The organism is Bradyrhizobium sp. USDA 4369 (genome assembly GCF_054056435.1).
Genome location: NZ_JBSRYH010000001.1, coordinates 7,077,478 through 7,094,508 on the forward strand (window position 1 = coordinate 7,077,478; position 17,031 = coordinate 7,094,508).

The 17,031-nt window shown below is 67.6% G+C and carries 4 protein-coding genes; all 4 read left to right on the top strand.

Annotated elements, in window-relative coordinates:
• The first annotated feature begins 39 nt into the window (after positions 1-39).
• The 4 genes from ACVIJ6_RS32130 to ACVIJ6_RS32145 are packed head-to-tail and all read left to right on the top strand — an operon-like array spanning position 40 to position 16,886.
• On the top strand, positions 40-3,444 hold the full coding sequence (locus ACVIJ6_RS32130) for an amino acid adenylation domain-containing protein (protein WP_456775997.1): 3,405 nt from the start codon (positions 40-42) through the stop codon (positions 3,442-3,444).
• Positions 3,444-15,257, top strand: a complete 11,814-nt coding sequence (locus tag ACVIJ6_RS32135; protein WP_456775998.1) for an amino acid adenylation domain-containing protein — start codon at positions 3,444-3,446, stop codon at positions 15,255-15,257. Before ACVIJ6_RS32130 ends, ACVIJ6_RS32135 begins: the two co-directional genes overlap by 1 nt.
• Positions 15,254-16,345: an iron-containing redox enzyme family protein gene (locus ACVIJ6_RS32140; RefSeq protein ID WP_456775999.1), complete on the top strand. Its 1,092-nt coding sequence runs from the start codon at positions 15,254-15,256 to the stop codon at positions 16,343-16,345. Before ACVIJ6_RS32135 ends, ACVIJ6_RS32140 begins: the two co-directional genes overlap by 4 nt.
• Complete coding sequence (locus ACVIJ6_RS32145) at positions 16,338-16,886, top strand: YcjF family protein (RefSeq protein WP_148221462.1); 549 nt, start codon at positions 16,338-16,340, stop codon at positions 16,884-16,886. The genes ACVIJ6_RS32140 and ACVIJ6_RS32145 overlap by 8 nt, the downstream gene beginning before the upstream one ends.
• The last annotated feature ends 145 nt before the right edge of the window (positions 16,887-17,031 follow it).

Sequence of the window (17,031 nt, forward strand, 5' to 3'; positions counted from 1 at the left end):
CTGGCGCAGAACGGCTGATAGGAGACGGACGAAACCACCATGCGGAGCCTCGATTGCGTTGTTCATGGCAATGACGATCTGACGCTGGAGATCGCCCGTCATCTGCACGAGAGCGGGCACGCTGTCACGGCTCTGATCACCAACAATCCGCGTTGTCTCGCTTTCGCGCGCACCGCGCGGATCATGTCCGCGCCATCGCGGCCCTCCGAACTCGGCGGCTGCGATCTCGCCGTCCATGCCGATGGTCTGGTCGATGGCGTTCCGGATCTGGCACCGGCCACACTGGTGTTGCGGCCGCTGCAGCGCGACGGCGATGGCCCGGCATTGCTCGTAGCTGCGATTGCGTCACAGCGCTCGTCCTTCGAGATCGCCTGGATGGACGGCCAGCGAGTGCTATGGACCGCATCCGTGCCGCTCTCGGCGCGCGACACCGCGGGCGCCGTCGTCGAGCGCGCCCACCGCGCGGCGCTCGACGGCTTGACCGAGCTCGTTACCATGCTGGCGCGCGAGGAAGAGCTCGCCGACACCCCGCCACCAGTGACGTCTCCGGTCGATGCAGCGGCGCTGCGAGCCGTGCATCGCCTGCATTTCGACATCGACGCCGCGACGCTCCGCGCGCTGCCCCGGGCTATCGATTTCGGCTCCCGCCGCACACGCTGCGCGCTGCGGCTGGTCGCAGAAGGCGTTGGCCTTACCGTTGGACAGATCGACATCGCCGAACCGTCAGACGCCGCTCCGGGCCGTGTGCTCGCAGTCAGCATGGACGGTGTCCTGATCGCCGCCCGGAACGGAAGCGTCCGGCTCGACGGTCTGCGCGACGCAGATGGCCGCACGCTCGATCGGACAGAGATCGCGGCATTGTTTGCTGTCGGCCGGACGGTCGATGGCGCTCCGCCCGATGCCACGGTCCTGCGGCGCAGGCAGGCGGCGGAGGCGCAATGGACCAACGCCATCGCGGCGATCGAGCCGGCGCGCCTGGATTTCCTCGCGGCCCTCACGCGCAACATCCAGCCGACAAACGACACGGCGGACTCCAGCATCCGACAGACTGCGGTCGGTACCCCCAACATCGGCGACGATCGTTCCAAGCCCCCTGCTCTCTCCTCACTCATGGCAGCCGTCGTCGCGACCGCGGCGCGGGCACTCGACGCCACGACCGTCAGCCTCGCGCTCGGACTGCCGATCCGACTCGATCCCTTCGCGGCGCGCTTGGTGCCGTTGACACTTGCTGCTCCAGCCGATCGCCGCTTTGCCGAGCTCTGCGCCGACAGCGAGGTCCTTCTATCACTCGCTTTGTCGGAGCCGATGGCGGCCGATCTGCCGCAGCGTCTCGGCCGAACGGATTGGAGCGAGCAGGTGCCGGTCGCGATCCTGACCGGCGACGGGTCCGCTCCGGCGGCGCCGTTGCGGCTGCGCGTGACGCTCGCGCCGGGCCTGACGAATGCCGTCCAGGCCGCCGCGCTCGAATGGAGCGCCGCCAGCCTGGAGCCTGCATTCGTGGCCGCGCTTGCGGATTCGATCGCGACGGTCTGGAACGCCGGCTGCGCCGATCCCGACATTCAGCTCGGCGACCTGCCTTTGCTCTCGGCCGAAGCGCACGCGGCCCTCCGCGCGAGCAGCAAGGGCCCCGATGTCGCAGCGGCCCGTGATCTCACGCTCAACGCTCTGTTGCGCACCGCCGCTCTGACCTATGGCGAACGGCCGGCCGTGTCGTTCAATGCGATCAGCCTCGACTACACCACGCTGCATGCGCGCGTGCGCGTTCTGGCACGACAGATTCGCGCGCGGACGCAGGCGCATGGCGATCACGTGACGGTCGCGCTGATGTTCGAGCGCGGTATCGCCATGGTCGTCGCGCTGCTCGCGACCCTGGAAGCTGGCGCGGCCTATCTGCCGCTCGATCCACGCGACCCACATCCGCGCGTCGCGCAGATGATCGAAGATGCCGCACCTGCGCTTGTGCTGGTCGGGCCCGGGCTCGAGGACCACCTGTCCGCCGGCATCGACCGGCTGACGGTTGATCCACTCGGTGCGACGGCGGGCCCCGAGGCCGACTGCCCCTTTGTGACCTCCGAGAATCTCGCTTACATCATCTTCACCTCGGGATCGACCGGGCGGCCGAAGGGCGCCATGCTCACGCATGGCGGTGCCGCCAACCGGATCGTCTGGATGCAGGCGCACTACGGACTGCAGCCGACGGACCGCATCCTGCAAAAGACGCCCTACACGTTCGATGTCTCGGTATGGGAGTTTCTCCTGCCGCTGATTTCCGGCGCGGAGCTCGTGGTCGCGCCGCCGGACGCACACAAGGACCCGCGCGCCATCGCCGAGCTGATCCGTGATCGCGGCATTACTGATATTCACTTCGTACCCGCGATGCTATCGGTGTTCCTGGGCAACGCTGATCTCGCCGGCCTGGTGTCGCTGAAGCGCATCTATTGCAGCGGCGAGGCGCTGCCGACCGCGGTCGCTGCGCAGTGCCGCGCGCGGCTGGCGCATGCGGAGTTGCACAATCTTTACGGCCCGACCGAAGCATCGATCGATGTCAGCGCGTGGTGCTGTGATATCGGCGATGCCGAGCGCCACGCCGTGGCGCCGCTCGGATGGCCGATCGACAACACCGAGCTCCACATTCTCGACAGACGGCTGCGCCCGATGCCGCTCGGCGTGCCGGGCGAGCTCTGCATCGCGGGCATCGGCGTCGCCCGCGGCTACGTCAATCAGCCGGATCTGACCCGCGAGCGGTTCGTCGGCAATCCCTTTGCTGATGGCGCCCCGCACATGGCGCGGCTCTACCGCACCGGCGACGTCGCCCGCCGCCTGCCTGACGGCGCCATCGAGTTCCTCGGCCGGCGTGATTTCCAGGTCAAGATCCGCGGCTTCCGCGTCGAGCTTGGCGAAATCGAAGCGGTGCTACTGGAGCAATCCGACGTCGCGCAAGCCGTCGTCGCGCGGCGCGCGACCGATGGCCGTGAGCTCACCGTCGCCTATCTCGTCGGACGGAACGGCCGTCCGGACCTGGCTCGCATTCACGCGATGCTCAGGCAGCGGCTGCCGGACTACATGGTTCCCGACCACATCACCGTCCTGGACGCGCTGCCGCTCTCTGCCAACGGCAAGCTCGATCGCAAGCAATTGCCTGACGTTGTCCTTGCCCCTGCTGCGGCCAGTGTGTCGATCGCCGATCCGGTGGAGCGCGAGCTGGCCCAGATCTGGAGCGTGGTGCTGAAACGGCCGCAGATCGGGCGCACCGATCACTTCTTCCGGCTCGGCGGCAATTCGCTGATGGCCGGCGAGATGATGCTCCGCGTCGAGCAAAGCCTGCGCGTCGGCCTCACCTTCCGCGCTGTCTATGAGAACGCGGTGTTGTGCGATCTCGCGCAGCACATCAAATCGGATGCGGCACGCCCGGCCGGCCGTCAGATCGTGATGGAGCGGCTGTAATGTCCCTGATCGAATCCGATCCGTCGGAGCTCGTCGACCGGCTGGCAAAAGAAGGCTTCCTGCTTCGCCGCAGCGGCGAACAGCTCAGCCTGATCAATCTGGCGAACCGGCCGCTGCCCGACACGCTGCGCGGCGAGATCGGCTCGCAGCGCGAGTCGATCATGCTGCATCTGGCCGACCGGATGTGGCCGCTGTCCTTCAACCAGCAGCGGATGTGGTTCATCGACCGGCTGCAGCACGGCCACAGTGTCGCCTACAACGTCCCGCTCGCGACGCATATTCGAGGTCCGCTCGACATCGGCGCGCTCAGCCAGGCGCTGACGATGCTGGCGGCACGCCACGCGATCCTACGCACCACCTTCATCGAGCATGACGGCGGATCGGCTCAGCGCATCGTTGCGCCGGCTCCAGTCGAGCTCCATGTCGAGCCGATCAGTGCGAGCGCGTTGCCGCAGCGGCTCGATGCCGAGGCGCGGCGGCCGTTCGACCTCTCGGCCGGCCCATGTTGGCGCGTCAATCTATTCGCCCTGTCGCGCGACCATCACGTGCTGCTGATCAATCAGCACCACATCATCAATGACGGGTGGTCGCTCGTCGTGATGCAGCGCGACCTCACCGCCTTGTATGATGGCGCGCGGCAGGGCCGGCCGTCCGATGTCGCTGACCCGCCGCTGCAATTTGCCGAGTTCGCGCTGTGGCAGCGCCGCGCGCTCCCGGCCGTAATCGAGGCTGCGCTGGACTATTGGCAGCGGCGGCTCGATGGATTCGCTCCGTTCGACCTGCCTGCCGATCGCCCGCGACCGCAGCGACTGAGTGGCCATGGCCAGACTTACCGCTTAGCCTTACCGCCGGCGCTCACCGATGCGCTCCGCGACGCCGCGCTCGACCGATCGGTCACCCCCTGTGCCGGCTGGCTTGCGATCTTCGCGCTGCTGCTGTCGCGCCTCGGTGGCCAGGACGACATCGTCGTCGGCATGCCGTTTGCCAATCGCCGCGATCCTGCGGTCGCCGATCTGATCGGCTATGTCGCCAACACATTGCCGCTGCGTGTCGACCTCACCGGCAATCCCAGCTTTGCAGCCCTGATGGCACGGGTCGCGTCGGAATTGCTCGACGCCGATGCACATCAGGAGGCGCCATTCGACCTGATCATCAATCGCATGGCCGCAGCGCGCGATCCCAGCCGAAACCCGATCTTCCAGGTCGCCTTCGTCTACCAGACATTCGCCGACGGCCTCGCCAATCTGCGCCTGCCCGGCCTGACCTGCGAGACCGCCTTCATCGACACCGGCACGGCCAAATTCGATCTCACGCTCACGCTCTCCGAGACGGCCGAGGGCATGGTCGCCGAGATCGAATACAGCACCGATCTGTTCGACCCGTCGACAATCGAGCGCCTGACCGCGGAATTCCTGCATCTGGCAGAGACTGCCACGCGGGATTGCGCGGTACCGATCGAGACGCTCGACATCCTGCCGCCATGCGAGCGCGCAGCGCTGATCGCCTTCGGCGCATCGGAGACCGCGGCTTCGGATGAGAGCACGCTGGTGGATCTGTTCGCGCAGACTGTGGCTGCGCATGGCGAACTCCTGGCGATTGCGGGCGATCAGGCCCTGACCTATGCCGCGCTCGACCGCCAATCCGACGCGTTGGCCGCTCACATCAGGGCGGGCATGACCGCATCTGGCCTCGCCCTCGCCGATGGCGTGATCGGGGTCGCGGTTCCGAAGAGCGGCGACCTGATCGTTGCCTTCCTCGCGGTGCTCAAGGCCGGGGCTGCCTATCTGCCGCTCGCGCCCGATCTTCCGTCCGAGCGCCTGCGCTTCATGGTGGAGGACGCCGCGCCGCGCTTGATCATCGTCACGGATCAGACATCCGGCCTCTTCGACGGCATGCCGGTGCCTCAGTTGCCGGTGGACATGCAGCATGAGGACGCGCACGCCGATGCGGCGGCCAGACCGCCGCGCGGGCACGATCTGGCTTATGTCATCTACACGTCCGGTACGACCGGGCGCCCGAAGGGCGCATTGATCGAGCACGGCTCGCTGTCGAATCTGGCGCGCGCGCAGCGCGATCTCTTCGATCTCGAGCCGGGCGCCCGGGTCCTGCTTTACGTCGCCATGAGCTTCGACGTCTCGATCGGCGCCATCGCCACCGCGCTTGCTGCCGGTGCCACGCTGCACCTCGTGCCACAATGGCTGATGGCCGAGCCCGAGGCGATCGCGGCCATGATCCGCGATTACGCCATCGATCTCGTCGAGTTGCCGGCCACCATTGCCCAGCAGCTTCCAAGGCGGCAGGACGCTGCGCCCCGGACATTGGTAATCGGCGGCGAGGTCTGTCCGCGGGACGTGCTGGCCTATTGGTCCGGACGGTGTCGCGTCATCAATGCGTATGGACCGAGCGAGACCGCGGTGCTCGCGACCACCGACGCGATCTGCGAGCCGATCACCCCCCATGTGATCGGCCGGCCGATCGCGAATGTGCAGATCAGGATCCTGGACGGCGACGAGCGGCTTTGCCCGGTCGGCGTGCCCGGCGAGATCTGCATCGGCGGCGCTGGCGTGGCGCGTGGCTATCTCGGGCGCTCGGACCTGACGGCGCGCCAGTTCATCAACGATCCGACGGGCCCAGGCCGGCTGTATCGCAGCGGCGACATCGGGCGCTGGCGTAACGATGGTCGCCTTGAATGGCTCGGCCGCGTCGATGGGCAGATCAAGCTCAACGGTCTGCGGATCGAGCCCGGTGAGATCGCGCGCGTGATGGAGCAGCACGAAGGTGTCGCTTCCGCCCACGTCCTGGTTGATCAGGACGGCCGCTCGTCGCGCTTGGTCGGCTACTACGCCGCGGCCCCGGAGTTCGACGAACCGGCCCTGCGACATCATCTGCGCGCAAGGCTGCCCGCTTACATGGTGCCGTCACTGCTGATGCGTCTCGACGTGCTGCCGGTCGGCCTCAATGGAAAGTTCGATCCGCGCGCGCTGCCGCGCCCGCAGGCAGAGGTGATGCCGGAGGGCCGGACGCCGCGTACACCGATCGAGACGACGCTGGCGAGCATCTGGTGCAGCGTGCTGCGGCTCGAACGCATCAGCATCGATGACGAGTTCTTCGCGCTCGGCGGCGACTCCATCATGACCATCCAGGTGTGCGCCGCCGCGCGCACCGTCGGCATCGCCCTGACGGCACAGGCGATGTTTGACAATCCCACCATCGCCCGGCTAGCCGAGGCGGTCTCGCGCACGCCGGCGGCAATTGTCGTGCCAGCCGCTGAGCCCGAGCAGACGGATGCCCCGATCGACATTCCACCTGACGTGCTCGACACCTTGTGGAGCGTCGGGCGGGTCGAAGGCGTCTACGGCCTGTCGCCGCTGCAGGAGGGGCTGCTGTTCCACGCACTCTATGCGCCAGGCTCCGATCAATACTGCGTGCAACTGTCGTGGCGCCATCAAGGACGGCTGGATCCCGCGGCGCTGCGCCTCGCCTGGGAAGGCATCGTCGCGCGGCACGGCATTCTGCGCACCGCCTTCCTGTGGGAGGGCGTGAGTCGGCCGTTGCAGGTGGTCTACGCAGCTGCCCCGCTCGATTGGGACGAAGCCGATTGGCGCGGCAACGATGGCGTCAGGCTGGACACGTTCTTGTCCGAAGATCGAAGCCGCGGGTTCGCGCTCGGTCGGCCCGGGCTGATGCGGCTGCGGCTGATGCAGCTGACTGACGACAGCTGGGCCATCGTTTGGACGACGCATCATCTGCTGATGGACGGTTGGTGCCTGCCGCTGATCCTGCAGGAGGTGGCGCTGCGCTACCGCCAGGCCTGCGGCGAGGCTATCGCGCTGCCGCCGGCGCCGCCGCCGTTCGAGCGGCATATCGCTTGGCTGGCGCGGCAGGACCGCGACCGTGCACAGGCGTTCTGGCGCGCGCATCTCGCCGGCATCGAGGCGCCGACGCCGCTGGCGATCAACCACCGGCCGCTCGACATCCGTCGTCCGATCGAACGGCTGGAGCGCCGGTCCGTGGTGCTCGACAAGACGCGCAGCGCGGCGCTGGCCGCGTTCGCGCGCCAACACCGGATCACGCTCAACACGCTGATAGAATTGGCCTGGGCTGCCCTGCTGTCGCGCTATAGCGGGCATGACGATGTCGTGTTCGGCATTGCCGTATCGGGCCGCCCGCCCGAACTGCCGCAGGTCGAACGGATGATCGGCCTGTTCATCAATACCGTGCCGCTGCGGCTTTCGCTCGACCAGGAGCGCAGCGTCCTCGATCATCTGCACGCGGTACAGGCCGCGACCCGCGGTGCCGAGGCGCATGCGACGGTCGGACTCGCCACGATTCAAGGCTGGAGCGAGCTCGAAGCGGGCGGCGCCTTGTTCCAGTCGCTGCTGGTGTTCGAAAGCTATCCCGGTGGTCTTCCAGCCGAAGTGACCGAGCTGCGCATCGATGAGAAGACTAATTACCCGCTCACTTTGGCCGTGCTCCCAGGCACCGCGATCGAGCTCCGCCTGCTGTACGACGCCGACAGTTTTACGGCCGCTGCAGTCGAGCAATTGTGCGCGCATCTCGACCGCACCATCGCCTGGCTGACGCAACATACGGCACGGCCGCTCGGCGAGCTCGACTTCCTCTCCGCGGCCGAGCGCCACGATTTGCTCATGGCCTGGAACGACCGCTGGGTCCCCTACCCGCGCGATGCCACCTTGCATGGATTGTTTGCCGAGATCGCGCGCCGCCACCCGTCGGCGGCCGCAGTGGTCGAAGGCCATCGCCACATCGACTTCAGCACGCTCGATCGCGCCGCCAACCGTTTGGCCCATTGCATCGCCGCGAGCCTCGCCCCATCCGGCGGGATCACGCCCGGCTGCCCGATCGCGCTGTGCTGTGGTCGCACCATCGAGATGGTGATCGCCATTCTCGCAATCCTCAAGGCCGGCGGCGCCTGGGTGCCGCTCGACCCGGATTATCCGGCCGAGCGGCTGAGATTCATGATCGAGGACAGCGGCGCCGAGCTCGTGCTGGCGAGCCCCAAGGCGGCCCGCGACGTCGCCGTGCTGCAGTCGCCGCAGCGCCAGCTGCTGATCGTCGAACCGACCGACGGGAGCGGCGATGATCGTCCGCCAGCCGCCGCAACGGCACCTGCTGACGCAGCTTACGTGATCTACACCTCGGGCTCGACCGGGCGTCCCAAGGGTGTCGCCTGCGTGCACCGCGCCGTCATCAACTTCTGCCACGAATGGCAGAACAAGCGCGCGATCGCGCCAGGCGATGCGGGAACGCTGACCAGCAGCCTCAGCTTCGACGTGTCCGTCTATGAGATATTCTCTAACCTGTTGTTCGGCGCCGCTGTCCATCTGCTCGACAAGGACACCATTCTCGATGCTGATCGCTTCGCGCGCTATCTGCGCGACCAGCGGATCCAGAACTGCTATCTGCCGCCGCATCTGCTGAGCGCCGTCGCCTCGCTGGTCGCAGCGGACGGGGCGAACTATGCCCTCAAGCGGCTGATGGTCGGCGTGGAGCCGCCGCTCGAACAGGCGATGTGGCGCATCAAGCAGGCCGTGCCCGGAGCTGCCGTCGTGAACGGCTATGGCACCACCGAGACCACGATCGGCTCGATCGCCTATTATGTCGAGCGCGACACCGGGCGCAGCGGCAACGCACCGATCGGCGTGCCCTTCCAGAACCAGACCGCCTATCTGCTGGACAAGCGGCTGCGGCCGGTGCCGCTCGGCGCCATCGGCGAGATCTATATCGGCGGCGACGGCGTCTCGGCCGGCTATCTCAACCGCCCGGAGCTCACCGCCGAGCGGTTCATGGACAATCCGTTCCAGTCGCTCCCCGACCGGCTGGCCGGTCGCAACGCCAGGATCTATCGCACCGGCGATCTCGGCCGGATGCTGCCGGACCGCCAGCTTGAATGCCTCGGCCGCATCGACACCCAGATCAAGATCCGCGGCTATCGGGTCGAACCCAGCGAAATCGAGGCAGTCATCGCCGCCTGCCCCGGCGTGACACAGAGCGCGGTCATCGTCGTCGACAGCGGCGCGGCAAGGCGGCTCGTCGGCTATTACGCGGCCCCGTCCGGACAGCCCGACGAGCAGACGGTGCGGGTGCGGCTCGCTGCCCTGCTGCCGCCCTATATGGTGCCTGCGGTTCTGATGCGGCTCGACCGGCTCCAGCTGTCGCCGAACGGCAAGATCGACCGCAAGGCGCTTCCGCTGCCCGCGAGCGCTACGCCTGACGAGCGCGAACTCAGCGCACCGCGCGACGACACCGAGACCGCCCTCGCCGCGGTGTGGCGCGCCGTGCTGAAGCTCGACCAGATCGGCATCGACGAGGATTTCTTCGCGCTCGGCGGCGACTCCATTCTCACCATCCAGGTGATCGCCCGGGCGCGCCAGATGGGATTGGAACTGAGCGCCAGTCAGCTGTTTGCCGCCCCGACCATCCGCGCGCTCGCCGCCAGCCTGCGGCGCGAGGCGCCCGAGGCCCTGGTTGTCATTGATGACGCCGACGCCGGTGCCAGCCGCGCACCGCTGGCGCCGATCCAGCAATGGTTCTTCGCGATCGGGCATTCCGACCTCAACCATTGGAACCAGGCGTTCCTGTTCCATATCGATGCCAGCGTCACAATCGCGCGCATCGCTCACGCGCTGTCCAGGCTTGGCGAACTGCACTCGGCGTTCGCGAGCCGCTTCGTTAGCCATGCCGACGAGGGTTGGCGCGAGACGATCGGCCCTGCAGCGTGGCCGGTCGAGGCGTTCGACCTCGCCGGTTGCGCCGACCCGGCAGCGGCGCTACGTGCGGAAGCCGATCGCGTTCAGGCGCGGCTCGACATCAGCCACGGGCCGCTGGCGCGCGCGACGCTGTTCACCGGCCATTCCGACCGGCGCCCGCGGCTGCTGCTCGCCGTCCACCATCTCATCATCGACGGCGTATCCTGGCGCATCCTGCTCGAAGACCTTGAATGCCTGTTGGCCGGCGGAACGCCGGCCAGACCTGCCGTGCCCTTTACATCCTGGCGCAACGCGCTGGCCCGTTACGCCCGCACCGCTGCGGTCGCGCAATGGGATTACTGGCTTGCCGTCGGCGCCAACGCCTCAGCGCTGCCGCTCGACAGCAGCGAGGCCGATCCAGGCTGTGGCGAAGACGCTGACCGCATCAGCTTCACGCTCGACACCGACACCACGGGACGGCTGCTGACCCGGGCCGGCCCGGCCTATCGCACCCAGATCAACGATCTGCTGCTGACCGCACTGGCGCTGGCAGTGCGCAGCTCCACCGGACTCGCCGATGTGATCGTCGATCTCGAAGGTCACGGGCGCGAGGAGTGCGTGAGCGCACGCGACGTGTCGCGCACGGTCGGCTGGTTCACCTCGATGTTCCCCGTCCATCTCACCCTGCCGGCCGGCAGCGACATCGACGCGGCCATCAAGACGATCAAGGAGACCTTGCGCGCCGTTCCCGACAAGGGCGTCGGCTATGGCGCGCTGCGCTTTCTGTCCGATGATCCCCGTCATGCGGCGCTCGCGACCGGCGCCAAGGCGCGCATCGGATTCAACTATCTCGGCCGCTTCGATGCGCTGAGCGGGCGCCACATCACCCTGTCGGAGGAGCCCGCGGGCACCGCGGTCTCGCCGCGCAACAGGCTGATCCATCCGATCGAGATCAGTGCCTATGTGTCCGATGGTGCGCTCAAAGTGACCGTCGAATACAGCCGCAGGTGCTGTACAGGCAGCCGCGCTCAGCGTCTTGCGGATGCATTCGCGACCGCCCTCGGCGACGTCGTCACACATTGTGTGAGCGGCGCTGGCGGCCTGACGCCGAGCGATTGCCCGCTCGCGCCGGATGTGAGCCAGGCCACGCTCGACGCGCTCGCGCGCGCCGGCCGGGTCGAGGCCGTCTACGGCCTCTCGCCGTTGCAGGAAGGCTTGTTGTTCCACGCACTCTACGCACCGGACTCCGATCAGTATTGCGTGCAATTGTCGTGGCGCCATCAGGGCCAACTCGACACCGCTGCGCTGCGCCGCGCCTGGCAAGGGATCATCGATCGGCATGGCATCCTGCGCGCCGCCTTCATCTGGGAAGGCGTGACGCGGCCGCTGCAGGCGATCTATGCAGACATCACGCTCGATTGGGAGGAAGCGGACTGGCGCGGCGGCCCTGACGATCAGCTCGACGCCTATCTGGCCGAGGACCGCCGCCGCGGCTTCAGGCTCGACCGACCCGGCCTGACACGGTTGCGGCTGATGCGGCTGCGGGACGATGGCTGGGCGATGGTCTGGACGACACATCATTTGCTGATGGACGGCTGGTGCCTGCCGCTGATCCTGCAGGAGGTCGCGTTGCGCTATCGCCAGGCCTGTGGCGAGGCGATCGAGCTGCCGCCCGCGCCGCCGCCATTCGAGCGCCACATCGCCTGGCTCGCCCGGCGGGACCGCAACCTGGCGCAGGCGTTCTGGCGCGCGCATCTCGCCGGCATCGAGGCGCCGACTCCGCTCGCGATCAATCACCGGCCGCTCGACATGCGACGCCCGATCGAACGCATGGAGCGGCGCCGGCTGCTGCTCGACCGCGCCGACAGCGCGGCGCTTGCAACATTCGCACGGCAGCACAAGGTCACGCTCAACACGCTGGTCGAGCTCGCTCTGGCCGCCGTGTTGTGCCGCTACAGCGGCCAGGACGAGGTCATGCTCGGCATCGCCGTCGCTGGGCGACCAGGCGAGCTGCCGCAGGTCGAGCGCATGATCGGCCTGTTCATCAACACCGTCCCGCTGCGGCTGTCGCTCGATGCCGACCGCAGCGTGCTCGAGAACCTGCATGCGGTCCAGGCCGCCACGCGCAGCGTGATCCAGCATGGCTATCTGTCGCTGACCGAGATCCAGGCGCAGAGCGCGGTGCCGAACGGCACGCCGTTGTTCCAGCAATTGCTGGTGTTCGAAAACTATCCCGACGACGGCATCGGCACCGCGCCGGCCGGCGGCTATCTCGACATGCGCGGCGACATCAAGACCAGCTTCCCGCTGACGCTCGTGGTTGTGCCCGCCGCCGAGCTTCTGGTCCAAGCCTCCTACGACGCAGCCTGTTTCGACGAGGCGGTGATCGCGCGGCTGCTCGGCCATCTCTCCGAGACGCTGCGATGGCTGGCAGCCAATCCCGAGCGGCCGCTCGCAGATGCCGCCATGCTGACCGAAGCGGAACGGCGCGCGGCCCTTGCGGCAGCTGTGACGGCGGAGCCCTATCCGCGCGACATCTCGCTTGCGGATATGTTCGAGGCCGTCGCGCGCCGGCAGCCGCGGCGCGCGGCCGTGCTGCACGGCGACAGCGCCATCGCGTTCGGCGAACTCAACCTCCAGGCCAACCGGCTCGCGCATCGTCTCCGCAAGCTCGGCGTGCGCGCGGAGACCGCGGTCGGCATCAGCATCGAACGCTCGATCCCGTTGATCGTCGGCCTGATGGGCATCCTCAAGGCCGGGGGCGCCTATGTGCCGCTCGAACCCGACGTGCCCGATGACCGGCTGCAATTCATGCTCGCGGATTCGCAGGCACCGGTGCTGGTCACCACGGCGGCCCTGGCCAACAAGTTTCCGCAGTTCACGGGCGAGGTGATCGCGCTCGACGATCCCATGCTCGACAGCGAGCCGGCCTGCGATCCCACGCGCGAGCCCGTCGCCGATCCTCTGCTCTACATCGCCTATACGTCGGGCTCGACGGGGCGGCCGAAGGGCGTGATGGTTCAGCAATCGACGGTGCTCAACCGCTTTCACTGGCTGTGGCGGTCCTTGCCGCTCGCCGACGACGAGGTCGGCTCGCAGATCAGCTCGATCAATTTCGTTGACGCGGTCTGGGAAATCTTCAGCCGGCTGGCGCGCGGCATTCCCTTCGTCGTGTTCTCCGACGACGTGGTCCGCGATCCCGAGCGCATGGTCGACGAGCTCGCCCGCCATCGCGTGAGCCGGCTCGAGCCGGTGCCGTCGCTGCTGGCGTCGCTGCTCGACAACGTGCCTGACATCGCCGCGAGGTTGCCGCATCTGCGCTACTGCATCTGCTCCGGCGAGATCCTGCCGGTCGAGCTCGCCCGGCGCTTCCGTGCGACCATGCCTGCGGTCCGGCTGTTCAACCGCTATGGGTCGACCGAGGCGACCTCGGTGCTGTGGCAGGACGTCGTGAACACCGAGGCCTATGGCGCCAACGTGCCGGTCGGCCATCCCGTGCAGAACGTCGGCATCTGCATCCTCGACCGCCGCCAGCGGCCGCTGCCGCATGGCATCGCGGGGTCGCTCTATGTCTATGGCGACGCCGTCGCGCGCGGCTATCATGGCCGTCCTGATCTCACCGCTGAGCGCTTCGTCACGCTGCCGCTGATCGCGCAGGAGGTGAGAGCCTACTACACCGGCGACCTCGCCCGTCAGCGCGCCGACGGCAGCGTCGAGGTGCTCGGCCGCGACGACAATCAGCTGTCGATCCATGGCTACCGCATCGAGCCGGGCGAGATCGAGACCGCGCTCGGCCGCCTCGCCGGCATCCGCGACTGTGTGGCCGTGGTGCGCGACATCGGCGGCAGCCGCCAGCTCGTCGCCTTCTACGTCGGGGCCGACGACGCCGGGACCGCGCTGAGCCCGCAGGCATTACGCAACCACTTGGCCGGGCAATTGCCGGCCTACATGGTGCCGTCGCTGTTCGTGAAGCTCGCGGCGCTGCCGCTGACCATCAACGGCAAGGTCGACCGCAAATCGTTGGTCGCGCGCGACCTCGAGATCGGCCCGCTCGACAGCGATGCGCTGCTGCCACGCGACGCGACCGAGCGCCGGTTGCATGATCTCTGGGCCCAGGTCATCGGCATCGACCAATTCGGTGTCGAGGACGACTTCTTCGCCGTCGGCGGTCACTCCCTGCTCGCCGTCCGCCTTGCTACGCGCATCAACACGACGTTCCGTCGCAGCTTCCCCGTCGCCTGGATATTCAGCACCCGCACCATCGCCGCGCAGGCCGCGGCGCTGCGCACGGACGGCGCCGGCGCCGATTTCGAGCCCACGGTGATGCTCAAGCGCGGCCGCCGCATCCTGTTTCTCGTTCATCCCGGCCATGCCGGTGCCGAGGCCTATTCGGCGCTGGCGCCGCTGCTGCAGGATGATCTTGCGATCTGCGCGGTCGAGTCCTGGAACCTGTATGGCGACGGTCGGCCCGTCACCGATATTCCCTCGCTGGCGCGGCGCTATCTCGCGGCGATCAGGACCGTGCAGCCGACGGGACCTTATCTGCTCGGCGGCTGGTCGTTCGGCGGCAGCGTCGCCTATGAGATCAGCTGTCAGCTCGCCGCCGCCGGCGAGCGCGTCGAGCAATTGATCCTGCTCGACTCCTTCGGCCCGCATGACGGACGCCAAGCCTTCGTGGCCGCGTTCGACGCAGCCGCGCGTGCGGCCTTTCTCGACGTGCCGTTTCGTCGCGACATGCCGGACGAGCTGCGCGACCGCATGGCACGCGTGATCCGCATGGAGAACGCCATGCTCGCCGACTTCCGCCCCCAGCGATATGACGGCCCGGTGCTGCTGCTGAAGGCCAACGAAGCCGAGCCGCCGCCGGAGCCGTGCGTCGCGGCGTATCCCTCCGGCTTTCTCGAAATGCTGCAAGCCACTCAGGCGGCGCCCGACAATTTCTGGGGAGGCGTGGCCAGCCGGCTCGTCGTGCGGCCGGTCGCCGGCACGCATGACGGGCTGATGAGCGGCGCTGCCGTGGCCGAGATCGCCGCGATCCTTTCGCAGACCTGTCGTGAACCATCAAACATAGAGGATTCGTCCATCATGGGATCAGCGCCATGAACCAGCTTTCGCTTGCAACGCCCGCTGCGGCGCGCGCCGATCAGCGCGCCCAGGACCAGAACCAGGTCCTCGCTCTCATCGATCTGATCGAGCGCGGTGGCGGTTTTCCCGCCACGCCGGCGACCGGCACGATCTACAGCCGGCTCGCGGACCGCGCCCACCGGCTCGACACCATCGACGCGGTCTGTCGTCGCGGCTTTCGCGAGGACGACGCCGAGGCGCTGCGCGCGGCGCATCGATTGCTGGCGCAGATCTATGCTGAGCGGCTGCGGCTGCCGAGCGGCGATGAGCGGCGCCCGAGCGCGGAGGCCGACGACATCGCCGAGCTGATCGAGAGCTATCTGCTCGGCTTCGAGGAGCGCGCCATCGATCACGGGCTGGTGGCGAACGCTCCGCGCAGCGGCGTGGCGCTGGCGCGCTGGCTGCGCGAGCTGGTCGAGCAGCATCCGGCGACGGCGCATCCGTTCTATACAGACTTCATGCGCCGCGCGACCAAGCGCGACCTTGAATATTACTCGATCCAGGAAACCACGCTGGATCCCCGCTTCGACGACGCGATGGCGCTGCTGCAGCTCGGCACGCCCGACGTCGCCAAGATGGAAATCGCCAAGAACTACTGGGACGAGATGGGCAATGGCGAGATCCCGCGCATCCATACCAAGCTGTTCCAGCGGGTGCTCGACGTGCTCGGCATCACGCCTTCGGCGGTGCGCGCGCAGTTGCGCACCGAGTCGATCGCCTGCGGCAACCTGTCGATGACCATGGTGCTGCAGCGCTGCCACTTCCATAAGGCGATCGGCTATTACGGCGTCACAGAATATGTGGTGCCGTTCCGCTTCGGCCATGTGGTCGAGGCCTGGGAGCGGCTCGGGCTCGATCCGTCGGGCCTCGACTATTACCACGTGCATTATCAGATCGACGCCGAGCACGGCAATGCGTGGTTCGATCACGTGATTGCTCCCATCGTCGATGCGCAGCCGGACACGACGGCATTGATCGCGCGCGGCGCGCTGTATCGTCTCAATTCGTCCCAACGTTATCTCGATCGCTTGCTGAGCGATGTCTCTGGAGGAGCCGGCCATGCTTGACCAACCGAAGAATGACGACGGCAAAAGCGCGATCGCCGATCCCGCTCTGTCGCCGGAGGCGCGCCAGGTCCGGGCGCACGAGATCATCCGCGACCACGTGCTGATCTCGATGGCGGCGGGCCTCATTCCCGCGCCGGGCATCGATCTTGGCGCGGCGCTGGCCAATCAGCTCGCGCTGCTGGCGCGGCTGACCAAATTGTACGGCGTGCCGTACAGCGAAAACCTCGGCAAATCGGTCGTCGGCAGCCTGATGGCGAGCTCCGGCGGCACGTTCGCCGGCGGGGCGCTGTCGCTGACGCTCGTCAAGTTCGTACCCTTCATCGGCACTGCCTGCGGCGTCATCGCCATGCCGACCGTGCTCGGCGCCTACACCTACGCGCTCGGCAAGGTGTTCGAGGCGCATTTCGAGGACAACGGCACGCTCCTCACCTTCAACGCCGATCGCTATCGCGACCTCTGGCACAAGATGCTGAAACGCGGCAAGACCGAGGCTGCATCGATGAAGGACCAGGCCGCCACCGCCGCGCCGAAGGCGAGCTGAGACGCGCCGCGAACACGCGGCCAGCAGAGCGGCCTTTTGCGGTCGACAGACCGTCTCGCGGTGTCGCGCGCGACGGGTGCTGCGGTTGTGCTCGACTTGGACATGGTATCGGCTGGACATGGTCCCCGCAGATGACGCCGGGGTC